Annotated in this window: 16 protein-coding genes; all 16 read right to left on the reverse strand. The window is 47.7% G+C overall.

The annotated features are described in order from the left end of the window. Positions 1–27: 27 nt before the first annotated feature. Positions 28–3,540 (reverse strand): glycosyltransferase, encoded by a 3,513-nt coding sequence (locus AAGQ96_RS13995; protein ID WP_342753867.1) that lies wholly within the window; start codon positions 3,538–3,540, stop codon positions 28–30. After that, positions 3,537–4,883 (reverse strand): ABC transporter ATP-binding protein, encoded by a 1,347-nt coding sequence (locus AAGQ96_RS14000; protein WP_147198806.1) that lies wholly within the window; start codon positions 4,881–4,883, stop codon positions 3,537–3,539. The genes AAGQ96_RS13995 and AAGQ96_RS14000 overlap by 4 nt, the downstream gene beginning before the upstream one ends. Further along, positions 4,873–5,691, reverse strand: coding sequence for an ABC transporter permease (locus AAGQ96_RS14005; RefSeq protein ID WP_147198807.1), 819 nt, complete (start codon positions 5,689–5,691; stop codon positions 4,873–4,875). Before AAGQ96_RS14005 ends, AAGQ96_RS14000 begins: the two co-directional genes overlap by 11 nt. Then, complete coding sequence (rfbC, locus tag AAGQ96_RS14010; RefSeq protein ID WP_147198808.1) at positions 5,692–6,234, reverse strand: dTDP-4-dehydrorhamnose 3,5-epimerase; 543 nt, start codon at positions 6,232–6,234, stop codon at positions 5,692–5,694. A 28-nt stretch (positions 6,235–6,262) separates the two neighbouring features. Further along, positions 6,263–7,135: a glucose-1-phosphate thymidylyltransferase RfbA gene (gene rfbA / locus AAGQ96_RS14015; RefSeq protein WP_147198809.1), complete on the reverse strand. Its 873-nt coding sequence runs from the start codon at positions 7,133–7,135 to the stop codon at positions 6,263–6,265. Positions 7,136–7,181: 46 nt separating this feature from the next. Next, positions 7,182–8,066 carry a dTDP-4-dehydrorhamnose reductase gene (gene rfbD, locus AAGQ96_RS14020; RefSeq protein WP_147198810.1) on the reverse strand — a complete coding sequence of 295 codons (885 nt, stop codon included), beginning with the start codon at positions 8,064–8,066 and terminating at the stop codon, positions 7,182–7,184. Then, a complete protein-coding gene (gene rfbB / locus AAGQ96_RS14025; RefSeq protein ID WP_147198811.1) occupies positions 8,066–9,145 on the reverse strand; it encodes a dTDP-glucose 4,6-dehydratase in 1,080 nt (359 codons plus the stop codon). The genes rfbD and rfbB overlap by 1 nt, the downstream gene beginning before the upstream one ends. Before the next feature lie 544 nt (positions 9,146–9,689). Continuing rightward, positions 9,690–10,703 (reverse strand): UDP-glucose 4-epimerase GalE, encoded by a 1,014-nt coding sequence (gene galE, locus AAGQ96_RS14030; protein ID WP_147198812.1) that lies wholly within the window; start codon positions 10,701–10,703, stop codon positions 9,690–9,692. 47 nt (positions 10,704–10,750) lie between these two features. Beyond that, positions 10,751–11,647 carry a UTP--glucose-1-phosphate uridylyltransferase GalF gene (gene galF / locus AAGQ96_RS14035; RefSeq protein ID WP_147198813.1) on the reverse strand — a complete coding sequence of 299 codons (897 nt, stop codon included), beginning with the start codon at positions 11,645–11,647 and terminating at the stop codon, positions 10,751–10,753. 425 nt (positions 11,648–12,072) lie between these two features. Beyond that, positions 12,073–13,302 carry a glycosyltransferase gene (locus tag AAGQ96_RS14040; RefSeq protein WP_342753868.1) on the reverse strand — a complete coding sequence of 410 codons (1,230 nt, stop codon included), beginning with the start codon at positions 13,300–13,302 and terminating at the stop codon, positions 12,073–12,075. A 324-nt stretch (positions 13,303–13,626) separates the two neighbouring features. Further along, on the reverse strand, positions 13,627–15,849 hold the full coding sequence (locus AAGQ96_RS14045) for a phage tailspike protein (RefSeq protein ID WP_147198815.1): 2,223 nt from the start codon (positions 15,847–15,849) through the stop codon (positions 13,627–13,629). A gap of 86 nt (positions 15,850–15,935) precedes the next feature. Next, complete coding sequence (locus AAGQ96_RS14050) at positions 15,936–16,736, reverse strand: glycosyltransferase (protein ID WP_147198816.1); 801 nt, start codon at positions 16,734–16,736, stop codon at positions 15,936–15,938. A gap of 14 nt (positions 16,737–16,750) precedes the next feature. After that, positions 16,751–17,806: a glycosyltransferase family 4 protein gene (locus AAGQ96_RS14055; protein WP_147198817.1), complete on the reverse strand. Its 1,056-nt coding sequence runs from the start codon at positions 17,804–17,806 to the stop codon at positions 16,751–16,753. A 174-nt stretch (positions 17,807–17,980) separates the two neighbouring features. Continuing rightward, positions 17,981–19,108 carry an EpsG family protein gene (locus AAGQ96_RS14060; protein WP_147198818.1) on the reverse strand — a complete coding sequence of 376 codons (1,128 nt, stop codon included), beginning with the start codon at positions 19,106–19,108 and terminating at the stop codon, positions 17,981–17,983. 29 nt (positions 19,109–19,137) lie between these two features. Then, the gene (locus tag AAGQ96_RS14065; RefSeq protein ID WP_147198819.1) at positions 19,138–20,043 is read right to left on the reverse strand and encodes a glycosyltransferase family 2 protein; all 906 of its coding nucleotides are present in this window, start codon (positions 20,041–20,043) and stop codon (positions 19,138–19,140) included. Positions 20,044–20,149: 106 nt separating this feature from the next. Then, positions 20,150–22,324: a tyrosine-protein kinase Wzc gene (gene wzc, locus AAGQ96_RS14070; RefSeq protein WP_342753869.1), complete on the reverse strand. Its 2,175-nt coding sequence runs from the start codon at positions 22,322–22,324 to the stop codon at positions 20,150–20,152. Positions 22,325–22,334 lie beyond the last annotated feature (10 nt).

Consider the following 22,334-nt stretch of genomic DNA (forward strand, 5'->3'; position numbering starts at 1 on the left):
GATTAAAAAGGGCCAGAGGCCCTTTTTTCAGTGAGCCGAACGGTAAATCTCTACCAGTTCTTCATATTGTTCATCGAATGAGCGAATATGGGAGTGCGGAAGGTCTTCCATCTTTCCTGCAGGAAGCTGCCTGAAGTGAGCTATCGTAGCGACGATGGCTTTTTCAAGTTCTTCGGCATTATTATTGAACGGTATGATCGTTCCATTACGTCCTTCAATAATGTCTTCAGCCGCACCTCCTGCATCGGAGGTGATAACCCATACGTTACGCACCAGCGCTTCGCGCACCGTCAAACCGAAGCTCTCTTTTGACTGAGTAGGATAAATCAGAACATCAATACTGTTATAAAAATCATCCATTGTTTCCTGGCTAAAAGCCGGGGCCAACTGATAATTTTTGAAGTTCGCAAGGTCCGACTCGCTAAAGGAAGAGAAGCCCAGCGCGAGAGTGTTATCGATAATAGTCAGCGCCGCATCTTGGGCCGAAATATTTTTGAAAGCAGCCTTGAGAAGGTGGAAGCCTTTGATTTCAGTATTACCGCCCAGGTAACCAAAGCGAAGCGTAGTAGGCCTGGTTCTTTCGATGTTGACAGCTGGATAATTTACACCGTTTTTGTTGACCGAGATTTCCTTAAACCCTTCGCTTTTATAAAGGTCGCGACAGAAGGCTCCAGGCGCCAGCAAAACAGAAGCAAGAGAAAGCGCATCACGCTTTTTCTGATTATAGTAAATTTTATTTTTATCGCGCTCGTCGGCAGGATGCTTGTCCTGATAACTCAAAATAAACTGGTGTTCATATAGCCACCAGTAATCATGCGTTGTGACAATCACAGGGATTTGCCTCTCAGCACACATCTCAAGCATCGTCACGCCTAATCCCTGAATCGAATGGAAATGAACCGCATCGGGTTTAACAATATCCAAAACTTGAGAAAAGGCAGGCTCGATTTTACGATTAACTATGTGTTCATTTGGTTGCAAAATACGCGGCAGGCCAATCCCAAAACATTCATGATCCCATGACTGATAACGACGTAATTCATACGCGGGCACATACTCTTCAGATAACGACGTTAAAACATGGATATTTATATCTTCGTTACTGGCAAAGCGCTTATTAATTTCCTCTGCCACCACTGTCGCGCCGCCGAATGAGCGAGGATTATAGTAGCAATTTACCGAAAGAATATTTTTCTTGTCGTTTTCATTCAAACGAGCATAGTCAGAAATAATATTTTTTACTTGTTCATGCGCAATATTTTCGGGTAAGTAGTGCTCATAAACAGAATGGTAGGCCTGTGCACCCACTTTAGTACGCAGCGTTTCCGACTCTATCAGCTGCATTAACACATCTTCCCATTCCTGCGGTGTTTCGCAAAGAAAACCATTCTCACCATGTTTGATAACACGGCTAAAAGTGGGCCTCGGTGAGCAAACGCTTGGTATAGAAAGTATAGATGCTTCGATATACTTAATATTACTTTTCGAATAGTTAAATATGTAATCTTCCAGGGGGGCAAGACTGATATCACATTCAGCAAGAACTTTTAAATAATCGCGGTATGGGCATAAATCAATATATTCAACTTGCGCTTCAACCTCTTTGAATGAGGCAGGTAAATCAAGATTGCCGATTAATCTGAAATGGACGTTCTTGTTTTGCTTAAGGACACTCACTATTGCATCAGCGGCTTCTAAAAAATCAATATTATGGGTGGTCGTGCCCGAACCGTAAACAATTCTTATAATACCATCTTCAAGACTTTTTCTGCCGGTGGTAATCGATTCAGCCGCTGTAATGGTTTCTGGATCAAGCGCATTTTCGACAACGTAAGCATATTTAGCCCCGGCTTTTACCATTTCGTCAGCCAGATGCTGGGTAGAAGCAATAGCGCCGCTACACTGTAGCATAGCACTTTTATAAAGGTGTGCGCCGTCAAGAAGCCCATTATAAGTGGCCGTATCCAGAGCCTGTAATGTTTTGCTGTTACGCAAAATTTCGGCGTCGAAAATCAGATCATCCACTTCCCATAAGGTCGTTATATTGAGGCGTTTGCACTCAGCAAAGACCGGATCAAGGCTGGCAAAACCAGGGACACGATAAAATATTACCAGCGTATGCGACTGCATTGCTTTAATGCATTCGTTTTGGTGGCTCCATGGCAAAACGGTGACTTCAATACCGAGTCGATTGAAAAGTTCAACTTTCTGATCAACGCGATACTTTTTACATTGCGGGATAGAAACTTCCGCGATAATAAGAACTTTAGGAACGAGTAGCGCCTCAGCGCGCAACGTGACGGGAGCAAGGGCCTTCGACTCAACCACTGCAGAAAGCTGTTGCAGTTGATTAATATAACGAAGCTTATTGATCAAGCCACGAAAACCATGCTGGTTATAAATATTTTTTGCCCGATTAATACTCTCGCTCAAACCGTAATCTCTGACGATTTGACCTGAAAGATCTACGCCTTTTTTTACTTTGCGTAAATGTGTAGCTGACTTGCGCAGAGGTTGCGTTACTTTCCAGCTCGTTGATGTCAGTAAGGCATGATTATCATGAGATAATCTATGTATTAACTCATCTTTCTCAGCGACCTGTTGGCGCAGTTTTTCTTCATTTTCTTTGTAATGAGTAATATCTGCTTTAAGCCTTCTAATTTCATCAAGATTCTTACTTAATTTCTTTTCAGCACTGCTCAGATTTTCTTTAAGTTCTTTCCATTCCATTTCAGGGAAAGTTGGCAGGTTCCGCCATGGATTATTGAACTGGTCCTGAGGCTCGTTAAAGGAGCCGTGGATATTACTATGGCCCTGTACGACGGTTTCAACTTCGCCGGCAATTACACGCGGCCCCAGAATATTACTTTCTTTTTTTCTTTTTTGAATGATGCATAGTGAATTTACGAAAGTAACGGAATGAATTTCACTGTAATCAACAGTATCGAAATCGATACAGTCGTAGTGTTCATAAAACGGTCGTAAATAGTCTTTTTCCTGCTTGTTACTTCCCCAATGCTCATGATTGGGAATATCACCCAGCTTTTTCAAAAAAGCCATTGAAGAATAGGGATCATACAGGCCACCTTCAAAATTTAGCCAGTAGCTACAATGAAGGTCTTCAATAATATAAAAACCATCCTCTTCTATCAGGGGGAAATAGAGAAGGAAAGATTTGATGATATCAGAAGAATCGTGCGATCCATCATCAACAATGACATCAAAACGCGGTGAAATTTCTGTAATACAGTTTCTAACTTTCGCTGTAGAAGAATTCCCAATGACCAGGCTTATCTTTGTGTTGTCATATTCCAGTGACGCACACTTTTCGTTGATATCGCAACCGATAATGTTATTAGCATTCGGAAAATATTTAGACCAAATCTCCAGGGAACCGCCATTTTGCACGCCAATTTCAAGGAAATTTACCGGCTTTTCCTGTAGAGGAGAAAGGAATTCATGGTAGGTTTCTAAATAAATCGTCCATTTATCGGAAGATTTTCCATGATGATTTTCGTAGAGTTCAAAAAGTGTCTTCATTTGATTTCCATCTTAACTTCATCAAATTTTATACCTACCAGTCCCCAACGTACTTCACTGGATGAAACATTGATAATTAGTGCATCATGAAGCAAGTGGTGCTGTACATGGTTATTAATATCGCCATTAGCCAATGACACCATCATGGCATATTCACCGTTTGGTAGCATAGGGAGCGTAAACGTATATTCAGCTTTAATTTTGTCGCCAGCCGTAACAGGCACTGGATTACGCGCGGTGAAGGGCAACGTATTTTCACCAAAAAGAACCTGTCCCAGGCGATCTTTTACCAGAAAACCAATAATGGGAGCGTCAAACTCCTGATGAACCGTTGCTTCAACAGTCAGCTTAACCGCTTCGCCACCCTTATAGATGTGTCGGGTATTGCCAGTTTTTATATCAGCGAAGGAAACGGAATTTATTTCACCCCCTCCTGTTTTCCAGCCATTGGCTTCGGAAAGGTTATTTTCGATACCGTACTGGGTATTATAATTTATCGCTGACTCAAGTGCTGCCGCTTCGTTATCGTTTCCGGTAGCAATCGGTTGAGCATCTTCGGACATCGGTGCTGCTTTCAGGCTTTCAAGCTTAGCTTCATCACCATAAACTTCCTGAAGCGTGTATTGCAGGTATTTTTCCGCAATATCTTTCGCCTTGCCGGAGGTTATCATTTTTCCCTGATGAAGCCAGATGGCCTTATCACAGAGGTTGATCACCGAGCTGGTATCGTGACTGACAAAAAGCAGCGTGCCGTTTTCTTTAAATTTACGGATAAAGCGCATACATTTTTGCGTAAACACGGCGTCTCCGACGGCCAATGCTTCGTCCACCACTAATATGTCGGCGTCAACGTGCGCTATAACGGCAAATGCGAGACGGACATACATGCCACTGGAGTAGGTTTTTACCGGCTGATCTATATGTTCGCCGATTTCGGCAAAGGCCAGGATGCTTTCATAGCGGTCCCGGATTTGTTCATTGGTCAGGCCATAAAGTGACGCGGCCATAAAGACATTTTCATGTCCGGTAAATTCCGGGTTAAAGCCTGCACCCAGTTCCAGCAAGGCGGCGATTTTACCCCCGACCTTCACCTGTCCATCTGTTGGGTTCAACGTCCCGCAGATCATTTGTAACAGCGTCGATTTTCCGGAACCGTTTCTTCCAATAATCCCGACCGTCTCTCCCTTTTTCAAGGTGAAGGAAACATCATTCAGCGCCCAGAAATCGCGATAGAGCTTTTTTCGGCTGCGATAAAACATCTGTAATAGCCGATCTTTAGGGGAGTCGTAGATTTGATAACACTTACTGAGTCCCTGAACGGTAATGATATCTTCAGATGACATCTGCAAACCCCTTGCGCGTTTTCTGGAAAAAGTAAAAACCGGCCCAGGCAATAACAGTACTTATTACAAAGCCGATCAGCCAGGACGTCATATCGGGAATTATTCCCCAATACATTACCGCCCTGGCCTGTTCAATAAAGTGTGCAAGTGGGTTTAATAACAGCCATGAGCGGATGCTGGCCGGTAGAGCAGACGTCGGGAAAAATATAGGCGAAAGGAACATCAACACCATAGTTATGATACCGACCAGCTGACTGACATCACGAATATAAACGCCTAATGCAGCCAGAAACCAACTCAGCCCCATCGTCAATAATATCAGAGGTATCAGCACCAGCGGCAGCAGCAGCAGCGTCAGATGCGGGATGCCCACTTCAATAACGTAAAACACCAGCCAGACTACGCAGCTGATAAAAAAGTGAAATAGCGCTGCGCCCATATTAACCCACGTTAATATTTCCAGCGGGAATATCACCTTTTTAACATAGTTCGCATTAGCAATAATTGTGCCTGGAGCCTTGTTAATACATTCGGAAAAAAGATTGAAAATAATTAAACCTGAGAATAAAACCAGCGCAAAAGCCGATTTAGATGTTTGACCTTCACTCCATTTAGCCTGAAACACTACGCTAAACACGAAGGTGTAAACCACGAGCATTAATACGGGCGTAAAAAAGGACCATAGCAGGCCCAGCATTGAACCCCGATATCGGCTGATCACTTCTCTTTTTGTTAGCGTGTAAATTAAACGACGATGTATCAGCATCGTCTTAACCAGGGCACCCGGTGTTTTTGCCTGTTCGTTCATTTAGAAAACCTCTGCATCCTGAAGACGAGGTGCGTGCTGGTCTTTGTCGGAAAGAAGAACGTCTGAGATTTTCCAGTCAATTGCGATATCAGGATCGTTCCACACGATGGAGCGCTCGCTTTCTTTGGCATAGTAATTAGTAGTTTTATAAACAAACTCTGCGGTTTCAGTTAGCGTGACAAAACCGTGTGCAAAACCGGCAGGGATCCATAACTGCCGTTTATTTTCAGCGCTCAGCTCCACCCCTACCCACTGTCCGAACGTGGCTGAACCCTTGCGGATATCGACCGCAACATCAAATACTTCACCTTCGACGCAACGCACCAGTTTACCCTGAGCATTTGGATTTAACTGATAATGCAGCCCGCGTAATACGCCCCGCGATGATTTTGAATGATTATCCTGCACAAAGCTGACGGAAGTCCCCACCGCTTCATCGAAAAATTTTTGGCTGAAGCTTTCAAAAAAGAAGCCGCGATGATCGCCAAAGACCGTTGGCTCAAAGATCAGGACATCGGTTAAAGACGTAGTAATAACCTTCACGTTTTTTCCTTCCAGTTTAGTCAGAGCATTATTTCTTAATCAAATTCAGCATATATTTGCCATAACCGTTTTTTGCAAAAGGTTTAGCCAGTTCTTCCAGCTGAGCACTGGTTATAAATTTTTGCCGCCAGGCAATTTCTTCAATACAGGCAATTTTCAGTCCCTGACGATGCTCGATAGTCTGAATAAAGTTTCCGGCTTCAATCAGACTTTCATGTGTGCCGGTGTCTAGCCAGGCGTAGCCTCGTCCCATCGTAACAACAGAGAGGAGACCTTTATTGAGATAAGCCTGATTGATATCGGTAATTTCAAGCTCGCCACGGGCTGAAGGTTTAAGGCTTTTCGCGATTTCAACTACGCTGTTGTCATAAAAATAGAGTCCGGTCACGGCATAATTACTTTTTGCGACGGCGGGTTTCTCTTCAAGAGAAATAGCAACGCCGTCCTGATCGAATTCTACAACGCCATAGCGCTCGGGATCATGAACATGATAGGCAAACACCGTTGCCCCTGTTTTTTTATTCTTAGCAGCTTCAAGCTGAGGGACCAAATCGTGGCCATAAAAAATATTATCCCCCAGAATCAGCGCGCAGGAGTCATCCCCAATAAATTCTTCACCGAGGATAAAAGCTTGCGCAAGACCATCAGGACTCGCCTGCACTTTATACTGAATGGAGAGTCCCCATTGCGAACCATCACCTAATAAACTTTCAAAACGAGGCGTATCCTGAGGCGTGCTAATAATAAGAATGTCGCGAATCCCCGCCATCATCAGCGTGCTCAGCGGGTAATAAATCATCGGCTTGTCGTAAATAGGCAATAATTGCTTACTCACCGCCATCGTTACCGGGTAGAGTCTGGTCCCTGAGCCGCCTGCTAAAATAATACCTTTATTTTTCATGTTCTCGCACCCGTTAAACAGCCTCGAATGAGGCTTTATCATCAATTTAAATAATTTCGCTAAGCATACGCTGTACACCTACCCGCCAGTCAGGCAGGGTCAATGCGAAGGTTTGCTGGAATTTATTGATATTAAGTCTTGAATTAGCTGGTCTTTTAGCTGGCGTAGGGAAGGCAGAAGTCGTCACAGGATTTATTTTTTTTACCTGAAGATTCATCCCTTTTTCTTTTGCTGTTTCAATAACGAAACCAGCATATTCATGCCATGTCGTTGTACCATTGGCTATCAGGTGATAGATTCCGGAAAGCTGTGGTTGCCCCTTAGCCTGACGAATAGCATGAGCCGTGCAGTCAGCAATTAATTCGGCTCCCGTGGGCGCACCAAACTGGTCATTAATAACGGAGAGTTCCTCTCTGTCCTTAGCCAGTTTTAGCATGGTTTTTGCAAAATTGTTGCCTTTGGCCGCATAGACCCAGCTGGTACGGAATATCAGATAGCTGCTGCACGTGGCGATAATTGCCTCTTCCCCGGCGCGTTTCGTTTTACCGTATACGCTTAACGGCTCCGTGCGGTCGGTTTCGGTCCAGGGTTTATCTCCCTGACCATTGAATACATAATCAGTAGAATAATGAACGAGTAGCGCGCCTGCTTTTTCAGCAGCATCCGCCATTTTTGCTACGGCTTCGGTATTTAATAAGGCAGCGATTTCAGGTTCGGATTCCGCTTTATCGACAGCGGTATGGGCCGCAGCATTGACAATGACGTCTGGTTTGAGCGCGTTAATAGTAGCAGCAATACCCGCAGGATTAGCCAGATCGCCACAGTATTCTGTGGAGTGCCGATCCAGCGCAACCAGATTACCCAAAGGTGCCAGCGCACGCTGCAACTCCCAACCAACCTGACCGTTTTTTCCGAATAAAAGGATGTTCATTAGTCACGCTTCTCGTAGTTTTGCTCAATCCAGCTTTGATAAGCACCGCTTTTAACGTTGTTTATCCACTCACTGTTGGTGAGATACCATTCAACCGTTTTGCGCATACCTGATTCGAAAGTTTCTACAGGTTTCCAGCCCAGTTCCTGCTGGATTTTGCTTGAGTCAATGGCGTAACGACGATCGTGGCCAGGACGATCGTTAACGTAGGTAATCAAATCTGCGTAGTGGCCTTCTGCGGGTTTAAGCTCGTCCAACAGCGCACAAACGGTCTGCACCACTTCAAGATTTTTCTTTTCGTTATGGCCACCGATGTTATAGGTGCTGCCAACCTCAGCCTCAGTCACAACCTTGTACAACGCCCGGGCGTGATCCTCTACGTACAGCCAGTCGCGGATCTGATCGCCTTTACCGTAGACAGGTAAGGGTTTTTTCTCAAGCGCATTGATGATGATTAGCGGGATGAGCTTTTCTGGGAAGTGGTAAGGGCCATAGTTATTTGAGCAATTAGTGATAATAACCGGCAGCTTGTAAGTTCTTCCCCATGCACGAACGAGGTGGTCGCTGGCGGCTTTAGTGGAAGAATAAGGGCTGCTTGGCGCATAAGGCGTCGTTTCAGTAAACAGAGGAAGCTCGCCACTCATTTCATCCGGATGAGGAAGATCGCCATAAACTTCATCGGTAGAAATATGATGGAAACGGAATGCCTGTTTTTTCTCGCCGTGAAGAGAATTCCAGTACTGGCGCGTCGCTTCCAACAGCGTATAGGTGCCCACCACGTTGGTCTGTACAAAATCTGCTGGCCCGGTAATGGATCGGTCTACATGACTTTCTGCGGCCAGGTGCATAATGGCATCCGGGGCAGTCTCATTTAAAACCTTGCTCAGCCCTTCAGCGTCACATATATCTAACTGAACAAACTGGTAACGGTCGCTGTCGCTGACCTCTTTAATCGATTCGAGATTGCCCGCATACGTCAATTTATCCACATTAACGACGGAATCATGAGTGTTTCTGATGATATGTCTTACAACTGCTGAACCAATGAAGCCAGCGCCACCTGTTATCAAAATCTTCATAGCAAGTCTCTAAACGAAAAGTGATTTGGAACAATAACCAGAGATTATTGGATACGACGGTCAGGTTACCAGGATGAATTTTAGCCACGCTACCGCCCCTGGGTCATGGCTCCCAGTACGTCGCATGAAAAATTATGCTGCTTCCCCTTCCTGTCTTAACTTTGTTAAGTTTGTCTCAAGCAGCTTTAACCATCAACCCTTTGAAACACAGTATTTTTTGCTTTCAGTATCCCTGTCGCTTGAACCTGAGGCACAGTTTCTGATTGTATCATTCAGCAATAATGAAAACTAACTAAAATAAGATTTATCCCTCAGGATACAGAGCTAATAACACATTAGTTAATACGGGCACTGAGCAAAAATTACCCAGCTCAAAAAGAAGACAAAATGAACGCTAAACTACATTTCGTCACTTATGATAGCGGATTAAATAAGAGCAGATTTTATTATAATTAACAGAAGGATCGGCCTGTGAGCCTGGCTCGCCTCAATATATGCAAAAGCCCGGCATTAGCCGGGCTTGAGAGAAAAGCGCTACTTAACTTTATTTATATCCCTCAGGATTCTGGCTCTGCCAGTTCCAGGTATCACGCATCATCTCATCAATGCCACGCGACACACGCCAGTTCAGTTCTTTATCCGCCAGTGTGGCATCGGCCCAGAACGCAGCCAGGTCGCCGTCGCGACGTGGAGAGATCTGGTAAGGGATCGGACGACCGGAGGCTTTTTCAAAAGACTTCACCATTTCCAGCACCGAGTAACCTTCTCCGGCACCCAGGTTATAGGCTTTATAACCGCTGATGGCTGGCAGATGATCCAGTGCCTTCAGATGGCCTTCGGCCAGGTCCATCACGTGGATATAATCACGTACGCCGGTACCGTCTTTGGTTGGATAATCATCGCCAAAGATGCCCAGCTTTTCCAGACGGCCGATAGCAACCTGAGCAATATAAGGCAGCAGGTTGTTTGGAATGCCGTTTGGATCTTCGCCAATCTGGCCAGACTCATGCGCGCCAACCGGGTTGAAGTAACGCAACGCGATCGCTTTCAGCTCCGGATTCGCTTTGGCATAGTCACGCAGAATCAGTTCAACCATCAGTTTCGACGTACCGTAAGGGCTGGTAGTCCCGCCAATCGGCGTGGTTTCCACATAAGGAACCGGTGCATCAGCGCCATAAACAGTAGCCGATGAACTGAAGATAAACTGATTGACGCCAGCCGCGCGCATCTCTTCCAACAGAACCAGCGTACCGGTAACGTTGTTCTGGTAATACTCCAGCGGGATGCGGGTAGATTCGCCAACGGCTTTCAGGCCAGCGAAGTGGATGACGGCAGAAATATCATGCTGGGTGAATAAATCACGCAGGCAGGCGCGGTCAAGGATATCGCCTTCCACGAAGGTGGCCGTTTTACCGGTGAGTTTTTCCACCCGGCTGACGGACTCGCGTGAAGCGTTGCTCAGGTTATCCAGTACAACAACGTCGTCGCCACGCTCAAGCAGCGTTAGCACCGTATGGGAACCGATGTAGCCCGCTCCGCCCGTTACTAAAATAGCCATGTTTACTCCTTACAACCACGCGCACGCGGTCAGGGTGAAATTGAGAATTACTTAGCCAGAATTTTTTTGATTTCTTCGCGGAATTCGCGACCCTGAGCGTTATTACGCAGGCCCCAGGAAACGAAGGCTTTCATGTAGCCAAGCTTACGACCACAGTCAAAGCTGGTACCCGTGAGCTGCTGAGCGTCAACCGGTTTTTTCTTCGCCAGGCTGGCGATAGCATCGGTCAGCTGGTAGCGGCCCCACGCACCTGGTTCCAGATTCTCCAGTTCATTCCAGATATCGGCAGACAGCACGTAACGGCCTACCGCAGCCAGATCGGATTGCAGCGTCTGTGGATTTTCTGGCTTTTCGACGTAATCAACGATTTGGCTGACCTGACCCGGGTTGTCCAGCGTTTCCTGGGTTTTAATGACCGAGTATTCAGACAGGTCTGCATCCGGCATATGATGAGCCAGAACCTGGCTGCGGCCGGTTTCTTCAAAACGTGCAACCATTGCGGCCAGGTTGTAACGCAGCGGATCGGCGGTGGAGTCATCCAGCAGGACATCCGGCAGGACAACCACAAAAGCTTCGTCGTGCAGCATTGGGCGCGCGCAAAGAATGGAGTTAGCCAGGCCCAGCGGCTGCGGCTGGCGCACGTTCATAATGGTTACGCCTGGAGGACAGATGGACTGTACTTCGCTCAGCAGTGAACGCTTAACGCGCGCTTCCAGCAGCGCTTCCAGCTCATAAGAAGTATCAAAATGGTTTTCTACCGCATTCTTGGATGCGTGAGTGACCAGGACAATTTCCTTGATGCCAGCCGCAACGCACTCGTCGATGATGTACTGAATCATCGGCTTGTCTACGACAGGCAGCATCTCTTTAGGAATGGCTTTTGTAGCAGGGAGCATGTGCATACCCAGACCCGCAACGGGGATAACTGCTTTAAGCTTGGTCATATTTTTTCCATATAAATGAAGTAAAAAAGCGTCTGGTGATTATGCATTAAAGCTGCGATCGGCAAGTATAATCTTAATCTGAAAATTTAGCTGAAGCTGGTCCGCAATTTAGCGGTTTTTTACGGAAAATGAGACCCAGAACGCTCTTTATTGTGCGCGTTAGCTGAATATGAATGCGTAATACTGCGCCACAAGATAAGCGATTGAACCCACTTAGCTTACTCGCATCGCGTTGAGGAATTATTGCAGTACGAAAACGCCCTGATAATAAACGATATCGCCACAAATAAAAAAAAGGGCAATCGTTGCAGCGATTGCCCTTTTAAATTTTTCAGCCAGCAACATGCTGCTAAAAATTATATTTCTGGCCAGAGAAAGCGCGGACGGATATCCGATATAAGACCACGCTCTTTTCCAATAGCCAGCTAGCTACGCGCAAGCTTTTCCAAAATTTCAGCCAGCTCTTGATAAGCGATATGCTGGTTAAATTCGGTTTCAACTTTATGTCGCGCCGCCGCCACTACCGGACCAATATCGGCACCGTTAGCAGCCAGTCGGAACAGGATTTCGCTCAGTGCTTTTGCATCGCCTTCCGGTGCCAGCCAGCCTGAAACGTTGTTCTCGATCAGTTCCGGAATGCCGCTGTGGTCGCTGGAAACAACCGGTAAACCTACCGCCATCGCCTCCATCAGCGCAACCGGGATGCCTTCCATATCTCCATCGGCTGCCGTCAGCGACGGCAGCAGGAAGATATCCGCTTCATCAAGATAGCGCTTAATCTCTTCCTGAGGCTTAAAGCCGACCATTTTGACACAGTCTTCCAGGTTGGCGTTACGGATGGTATTGCGCATCTCATCTTCCATATCGCCGTTGCCGATAATGGTGTACTGGAAATCTGCGCCCTTCTCTTTCAGGTATTTACAGGCTTCAACCGCCACGCCCAGCCCTTTTTTCTCGGTCAGGCGCGCAACGGTGAGAATACGTAATGGCTGGTGCAATCCTTCGCGGATTTTCATATTGAATTTTTCAGGTTCAATACCCATTCGCGTTACGTGAATTTTTTCTGGCGGACAGCCCATTGCAATCAGCTTGTTTTCCCACAGATGGCTGATTGGCAGCAGTAGCTCGGTCTGCCGGAAAAGATTCGGATAATCGGTTTTGTGCTCGTTAAGAATGAAACGGCGTGATATATCGGCACCGTGGAAAACGGTTGCCTGCTTACCACGCAAAATGCCCAGTTCACGCAGCTTGTTAGCCAGCGCGCCTGCATAGCCAAAATGCACCAGGAACACATCTGCGGCGATCGGTTTTTTAGCATTCGCCACAATCGCAGGCAGCAGCAGTCGCTTCGACTGATCGCCATAGCGAGGAATATTCATCGATTTGATGGTGGCCGAATTCAGCATTTTCGGCAGCACAATTTTTAAACGCTGCTTCAGCTTTTCGGACGCGCTGCTTTGTTCTTCCGGCAGCAGGTAGTGGATCCTTTCGGACAGTTTGTAACGATCAAACGCTGCATGGCGGTTGACATGATCGCCTGGAAAGACCGAGATGATCTCCACATCATAGCCGCTGTCAATAAAATGGATGACCTGGTTCAGCACGAAAGTTTCGGACGCTACCGGAAAACGCATGGTGAAAAATGTAAGTTTCATCGATTTACCCTAAAATCCTGTCGACGTCTTCGGTAATATCATTCCCGAGAACTTTTCCTGCTCCACGGAGCGAATAACCCGCTGGTAACCTTATTGCAATGATAAGGTTATGATAACCTTGATAAGATCGTCATCCATTAAGCCTGAGTAGTGAATTATCACTGACAAACCAGGCTCTGGTCCCCCGCAATCAGTCTTTCCATCTTACCAGTTATTAACCCTTTGTTAATAAGCGTAATAATCCGAAAAATCCTTGCGTAAGGAATACGTAAAGAGTGGCTCCGGGCAAGCCTTTACCCGGAGTTTGTCCTCAAATAGAAGCCGTTATTGTTTTAACGCGAAATAAGGAACAGCGACCTGGTGACCATTAATAACCATCGACACGTAGCCCTGCGCTTTTGCCGTATCAACTTTATCAGCCTCAATGAGGCGTGACTGCACCAGCAGGTCGCCCTGCTCGTTGGCACCGATTCCGGCTAATCCGTTATGCACAGAGAAGCGACGGACCGCATGACGAGGCCTGGCGCTGTCAGGCGGATTACCAAAAGCCATTTCGCTATCAAAACGCGCGCACTGGCCGGTAACGAAATGGTCCCGGGCAGTGGTTTTCATCAGCACGCCTGCCGAGCCTAACCAGCCAGCCAGCTTCACAAATACCCGTGTGTCGGCATCATGTTCGGTGGTATAAATCACATCGACAATCGGACTACTGCCTTCAACGTGCCAGCTTCCCTCAAAACCATGCACCTTGCGTTGCAGCGTGATGATAGCTTTCCCGCCGGTATTGCGGTCATCCATCATGTTTTTCAGCGCGTCGGAAACCGTGCCGTTACTGAACTGCGACTGTCCGAGAATTTCAATTTCCCAGCTGTCGCTGACATCAGGGGTATGAATGTTGCCCAGCTCATACCATTTTTCCTGATTGCTGTTGTTCTGAATACGGAAGCGGGAGGTCAGATAGTTGTACTTCATGCTGCCGTCAACGGCGATGCCGTAGGATTCGACGCGCGTTGAGCCACGCTCATAAGGGCCGAGCCATTCATCGCCCTGTAGCGAGTTGTCAATCCAGCTTCCTGCCTGCAGGTTAATCTGGCGCATGTTCAGGCGTGAGTGATGAGCGATTAACGGGTTTTTACAGGTTTCGATGCTCAGCGCGTCCACAATCCACTGGCCGTTAGAAAGATCGCCGGGGAATTCGGTGTGCTCAATCCAGCCATTATGAATAATCGACTGCGTGGAGCGCGGCAGATTAAGTGCCTTACCGCCTGAACAGTGCTGAACGTTGAAGTTGGACAGTTCAATAGCGGTGTTGTGATCCCAGTTGCCCTTTTTGGTGTAGGACCAGGTGCCTTTAATCACGTCGCCAGTACAGTTATTGGCATACCACTGGTCAATCTTACAATCCAGCGTATCAATCAGGCTGAGTGAAGGCCCGCCGACATAGCTAAAGCGCAGGCAGGAGCCGCGGAAGTATTGCCCGGCTGGACAGGTATTATGGAAGAAGCCCTGCGTGTTGGGCAGCTCCTTGATACGCCCTTCAAAGCTGATGTTGCTCAGCTCGACCCAGCGGGCATTAATTTTCAGCACGAAGTCTGAATTACCGCCAGAGATCAGGGTTGTCGAGGGGAAATAGCCAAAATTGACCGGCGCGCCAGCCAGGCGGAAGAAACTGACATAGTGGGCGGAAATATCAAAAGAGGAGATAAAGAAGCGTCCGGCCGGGAACTGGATAGACAGCCTTTTGTTATTATCCTGCGCCCATTGATACATCGCCTGAACGGCGGGCAGCGTATCGGTCCGGCCATCGGCTACCGCGCCAAAATCGAAGACGGTCATCGCGTTGAGATCGTTGACCACGCGCCGCCAGTGGAAGTCACCGCCGGAAGAGGCGATGTAGCCACCGTCATCTTTTGCTGCCGTCAGTTCGCCTACAAACGCGCCGCCGCCCACTTCGGCACCTTCGTGCCAGCCTTTCAGACGCACTTTCGCGCCATTAAACAGTGGCCTGGTTTTGCGCAGCGCGTCGTAAGAGCCTATCTCGCCAATCAGCTGATAGCCTGATGGCTGAGCCAGCCGCCGGCTGAACTCTGAAACACCGTTGTTTTTTACGTCCGCGACGTAAAAAAGCTGCTGGTCGTTGTCGTCATGCAACGCCATCGAATATTCGCTGTTTGACCACAGCGCGCCTTTGGCCGCCACGAAGCGCTTCATCGTTTCGCGGGTCAGGGCAATCGGCTGCTGGAGCAGGGAAACTTCCCCGCTGGCATCCTTAACAAAAACATCCACTAAATTTTGCGACTGGGTTGGATCCGTCCCGGCTTTGCCGATATAGAGTTTGCCGCGGAAATCGCGCCAGAACGGTTCTGGCATGGTAAAGACATCGTCCGGGGAAAAAATCGGCACGTCATTCTTTGGGATAGCATCAGCCGGTACTTTTTTTAGCTTCAGCTCCGCTTCTTCACTCCGGGCCACGCCAGGCAGCGAACTTAACGCTGCTGTGGCCACAATTGAGGAGAAGGCTGTTCGGATAAGTTCTCTGCGCTTCATAAAAAATTCCGTGATTAGTGAGGTGTTGTGGCGAGTCTCCAGAGGTACTTCACAATGCCGGTACATAGGGATTAGCTACGCTACCCTTATCCTTTACGGTCTTTCTCGTAGAGAAACTGCATCACTTTAGCGGGCATCACACGTGTTGAGGTACGGATCAGAAAATAGATCTTACCGTTAATAAAATTGGTCTGCTTAAGCTTGTTTTTCAGCGTATAGAGCTGAATTTCGCTCTTTATATAGGTCATGCCACGGCGCTTGCTGACCATTTCACTGCCCGCTCTGACCCGCATCAGAACGTCGTGCAGATTCGACACCTTGTAACCCTGGGCCATCATGCGCAACCAGAGGTTGTAATCTTCCATAAACAGATGGTGCTGGTAGCTGCCTGCCGCAATGACTTTATCTTTACGGAACACGACGCACATATGGTTGAACGGGTTTTTCATGCGTGCAAAATGACGGATAGACTCATCGTCCAGCGGCAGACGCTTCAAACGCTCCTGGCCGTGCTCATCAAACTCAATCACTGCCGCGCCGGACAAGGCCACTTCAGGGTGCGCTTCCATATAGGGGATTTGTTTTTCAAAGCGCTCGGGCAGGCAGATATCGTCCGTATCCATACGGGCAACCAGATTGTGCGTACAGTGATCCAGGCCCGCGTTAAGCGCCTTGCCTAAACCGACGTTTTTTTCCAGCGGCACAATGGTTAACGGCAGCAACGTGCTCCATTTATTGACCGCAGCCTTAAGCGCGTCGCTCAGCGGACCATCGTAGACAACGACGATTTCATCAGCCTGAAGCGTCTGCTGATGCAAACTGGCCATGCACTGCTCGACATTTTCCGGCTTTTCTCTGTGATAGAGAGACATGAGAACTGAAAACATAGTACACCTTCCCCTTAATTCAGAAGTTCATTCCATTTGGTTAAGATCAGGGCCGGGCCGTAGTTAGCGGAGTTACGCCAGGCCGCCTGGGCGAAGGTCTTTCTCTTCTCTTCATCAGCGATCAATTCGTTCAGCTGGGCGACGAAAGCCTCATCGTTTTCATAATCAACGACGTAACCGTCGTCTTTAATGATCTCAGCCGGGCCGGTTTTGCAGTCAAACGCGACCGCCGGTAACGCAAAGTTCTTTGCTTCAATCAGCACCATTGGCAGACCTTCATAACGTGAAGTCATGATGATCAATCCGGCAGAGCGGTAAAACTCGTTGATTTTTTTGTTCGGGCTGACGATTTCGGTCGAATCTTCAAGCTGATAGCTTTTGATCTTTTCCAGCAGTGCAGGCTTGTCTTCACCGTCGCCAACGATCTGCAATTTCCAGCCCTGCTTGTTAACGCGTTTCCACACCTCAAGCATACGGTCAAAGTTTTTCTGGTAGGTTAAACGACCAACAGCCAGCACCTTGTTCTGTTTAACCGCTAACAGCTCATCCAGACTGGTGGTCGTACTTTCATCAGAGAACGGCGAAATGTTTCTCACCACATGGACATTCTTCACGTTGAAATTGCTTTCAAGATAGTGTTTGTCATGATCGGTTAACACCGCAATTTTATCGGCAAGACCGTAGCAGAAGACTTTCAGTTTGCGGATTGGCGTTTTAAAGGTTTCGATAGAAACATGATCGCAGCAAATAATTTTTGAGCGCACGCCGAACAGCTTCATCGCTAACAGCGACTGAACGGAAAGTTTGCCCATTGAGATGATCATAATGCCGTCAAAGCGTTCTTTTTTGGCAAAGCGGATAAATTCATAGAGTTTCATCAGGCGATTCGTTGCCTGCGGATGAACGATTTTTACTTTGCTGTCGGTAGGGTAGTAAGGATCGCCTTTATTCAAAGAAAACAGCGTGACGTCATAATTATTATTGCAGAGCAGGCTTGATAACGTGCTGGCAACCCGGTCTGTTCCGCCGCTGTTTGATATCCCGTCAATAAGAATTAGCAATCTGTACATGGAAATTATCCTGTTAATAAGTTCAGCTCAAACTATGGAGCTACCGCGCACTAAGAACAGCCCATTATGCCAGTTGGCACAGTCGGGGAAGCATGCAATTAATCTTAAAAACAAACCGGGATTGCCGTTTTCAGCAATCCCGGTGTTTTAATTCAGGTCAGGATGGCGTCAATATCAGCCAAACAGTTTGAACAATGGCGAAACGCTGTAGCCCGTAATGGACTGGGCAGAAAGGATGGTGTTGTAGGCAAGGTAATAGGTTGCAATACCGCCTAACAAAACAATATTGATCAGCAAATGACGTATTCGCAATAACAGGAATGAGAAGAGTATCGGTTCCGCATGCAGGAACAGGTTACCTACCCTGCCACCGAAAATACTAAAGTCGGAGAAGGTAATACGAACCGCCGCGCCGACGCTGTAAGCAATCAGCAGAATATAGACCAGCCGGTCCTCTTTCTTGATGCCATTGCGGAAGTAGTAAAGCGTAAAAGCACCGATAAAGAAGATGTTCTTCAGGTTAGCCAGGCCGAAAACGGGCGAAGCCGTATCGAAATCGGTGCCGCTATAGCCTTCTGCTCGCTCTCCCAGCCCAGGCACGATGCCCAGTGAGTCGAGGAAGAGTTTTTTCCCGCCGATAATCCCCAGCGGAATTGAAGCAAAGACGATCACTAACGGCAGATACTTGCGCTCACGCATAAAGATAAACGGCATAACCAGAATGACCGTATAGCCGGTAGAGTGCGATTGCGTACTCAATACCAGGAAAACTGCGGCCAGAATATGTTTGCGTGTCGCCATAGAACAGATAAAGGCAATGGCAAAGGCGCTCGATAACCCAAATCGGATCTGGTTCATATCTTTATTGATAAACAGATGCGTGGAATACAGGCACAGCGAGCATAAAAGCAGCGGTGAATACTTCTTATAGCAGTAAACGTTGGTCGATACCGCAATTGCACAAATAAAGAACAGGAAGTAGTAGCTTTCCTTGGTTACCAGAGAAAATACCCATGCCAGCAGCATAAATAATTTCTCATAACGGTAGGTATCGGTGATCGCTGAATAGGTATTGACCTGCAGCTGCGCCGAGAAATCATGGAAAAAATCAAGATACTGACTGTCATCCATACCACTGCCCAGGCCTCGTGAGCCGCCAAAGCAGATCAGAACCATGGCGCCCACGAACAGGAGATAAGTGGTAAAGCGTTTTACTCTGGTGTCCTGAAGCTGGTTTATTGCTGCCAACTCAAAAATACAGCAAGCCAACAGGCTATAGCTGATTATCCAATATATTGCCATTCGTCTTTCCGCCGATTTATTCTTTCAGGCTATTTTTTTGCAATGCGTTCAGAAAATTTCTGTTTTAAACGGCCGAGGAAATAATCACGATTTCCTTTATTGGTCAGGAAGAAATATTGTGCGAAGCTCAGGCTGGCATGCAGCACTTTTCCGTCCGCTTTATAGCGGATAGGCATTTTGTACGCTTTATACGTATAAACATCGCGCTTGCTTAAATACGGGCTCATGGTTTCCAGCCAGAAGTTGGAATATTTAACCGATTCACCTTTATGCTTGGAGTTAAAGCTGGTCACCATATGATAGTTCGCCAGAGGCTGCGCAATCATGATGAACTCAAAGCCGCTTTTATCCGCACGAATGCAAAAATCATAATCCTGATGACGAATAAATCTTTCATCAAATTTGATTTCCGCCGCGTGTTCACGCTTCAGCACGATGGTACTGGTCTGAATGAAGCCATAGCAGCCAAAAAGATATTCGGCGATGCTTTCATTTTTTTCAGGCAGGTTAAGCGGCATGACTTTCAGGAAGGCGCCGTCCTGCATGATGTTGACCTGACTAAACAGAACAAAGCGGTCTTTGCCTTGAGCCGTCAGTTGTTCAATCTTTTTCACGGTTTCCAGCAGCTTGTCCTGATGCCATTCATCGTCAGCATCCAGGAAACAAACGTAATCACCCGTAGCCAGATCGATGCCTCGGTTTCTTGCACCTGCGCCGTTTAGCTTGACCTCTGACAACACCAGGTTAATTTTCAGGTCGCGGTAGCGCTCGCTGTTTACCACTTCAGCAAGCTGGGCAGCATCAGCGGATTTATCATCAACGATATTCACTTCAAAGTTCTGATAACTTTGCGCTTTGACACAGTCCAGCGTAGTGATAATCGATTCGGACGCATTATATGCAGGAATAACGATCGAGAAGAAAATATCCTTCATGACAAGGCACCTTATTAAACGTTATACAGAAACAGCCTGTTCAGACAACGGCTCCAAAATGCAGAGGAATCTTCCAGTTCACCACCGAAAGACTCCTCTGTGTTACTTAGCTTTTGGCATTACCCTTGTAGCTGTAATCGTAATAATCGTACCCGTAGCCATAAGCATTTGCCGCTTTGCGTACCACGGCGTTCAGAATTACGCCCTTAATATCAATACCATTCTGCGCGAAACGCTTGTAGCTGATATCCACTTCTTTCAGGGTGTTGGTCTCGAAACGCGCTACCATCAGCGAGGTTCCAGCCAGCTTACCGATGATGGTTGCGTCGGTGACGGCCAGTACAGGCGGCGTATCAACCAGCACCAGGTCGTAGTTTTCGCTTGCCCATTCCAGCAGTGCGTTCATGCGGTTGTGCATCAACAGCTCGGACGGGTTCGGCGGCACCTGGCCACGTGGGATAAAGTCAAAGCCGTAGCTACCACGCTGAATCAGGTCTGGCGTGAACGCCGTTTTACCTGACAGCACGTTAGACAGGCCAACCTTGTTGCTCGCGCCCAACAAATCGTGGGTATAGCCGCGACGCATATCGCCATCAATAAACAGAACTTTCTGACCCGCATTCGCCACCAGTGTTGCAAGGTTGGCGCTGATAAAGGTTTTACCAATGCCCGGGCTTGCGCCAGTAATCATCAGAATGTTGTTTTTGGCTTCCATCATGGCAAAGTGCAGACTGGTACGCAGGCTACGAATGGCTTCGATGGAGAGGTCAGTTGGGTTACCCAACGCCAGCAGGCTGTTCTGCGGTTCGGTTTTCACCTTCACGCCGCGCTTGCTGAGCGCTTCGGCATCTTTTTTACGCTGCCACTCGGAAAGTGGAACGCTGGCGTAAACGTTGATACCGGCTTCTTCCAGCTGATCCGGGCTGGTAATGCCGCGATGGAACAGCGCTTTCAGCAGGATAACGCCAACGGAGATCACCAGGCCAAGCACCAGGCTCGCCAGCAGGATCATCGCTTTCTTCGGCGCAACAGGCTTGTAAGCGGTTTCAGCGCGGTCAACGATGCGCACATCCCCTACCGTACTCGCTTTGCTGATGCTCAGCTCTTGCTGACGGTTGAGCAGCTGCATATAGATTTCCTGACCGGACTGCACGTCACGCGTCAGACGCAGAATTTCCTGTTGAGTCTGCGGCATCTGACCAATCTTCTGGTTCAGTTTTTTCTGCTCGTCTTCCAGGGTCTTACGTTTTTCCAGCAGCGCACGATAAGTTGGGTGATCTTTGGTGAACAGCTGGGACACTTCCGCTTCACGGAAGGTCAGTTCATTCAGCTGGCTCTGTACGCTAACGGAGGAATCCAGGGCAGACTTCGCTTCCAGCGACATATCAACAGATTCGTTGTTACGACGATAGGTGTTGAGCTTGTCTTCAGCTTCATCCAGCTTGCCACGTACCTGCGGCAGTTGCTGCTTCAGGAACTCCAGGCTCTTTTCAGCTTCGGCAGATTTACGCTCAACGTTTTGCAGCAGATAGTTGTTCATAATCTGATTCAGCACCTTGCTGATCAGCACCGGATCTTCACCGGTATAGGTCAGACCCATAACGCCCGTGTCTTTACCTTTGTCCGCAACGGCAAGGTTGTTGACGATCTGACCGATTGCTGCCAGGTCAGAAAGCTTGGTCACGGTGAAGCTGGTACCCGGCTCGGCCTGGATATCGCTAACCAGTACGGAGACGTTTTTATGGGTTTCCAGCTGGCCGGTTTTCCCTTTAAACAGCTCGTCGCCATCTCGTGAAACGGTGTAGCTGTTGGCGTCGTCGACTTCGATTTTTATAATGCCGTCAGTCCAGGTACGTGGCATATCCAGACGTGAAACAGCAATCTGTCCAGGTACTTTGCCCGTCAGGCGAGCCAGACCACGTCCAATCACCGGCAGATAATCCTGCTGTACCTGAATGTTCAGGCCCAGATCGTCAACGGTCTTGCCGATAACCATACGCGACTGGATAATCTGAATTTCGGTCGCTGAAGCAGGTTCCACCGGCGTTTCAGTCAGATCGTTCAGAACGGTGTTTGGACTCTTTTGCTCTACCTGAACCAACGCGTCCGCGCTATAAATAGGTGTGGCAAACAGGGTATACAGCGTCCCCAGCAATAAGAAAAAGGCCGTGACGGCCACGATAATCCAGCGATGATCAATTAACTGTCCAACCAGGTGAGCGATGTCAAACCCAGCCGCTTCCTCTTTAGGCGCTGACGAGGCCTTACTTTTTATATTCATGGATAATCCC

Origin of the sequence: Pantoea sp. MBD-2R (assembly GCF_039134845.1) — a bacterium.
Classification (GTDB): domain Bacteria; phylum Pseudomonadota; class Gammaproteobacteria; order Enterobacterales; family Enterobacteriaceae; genus Erwinia.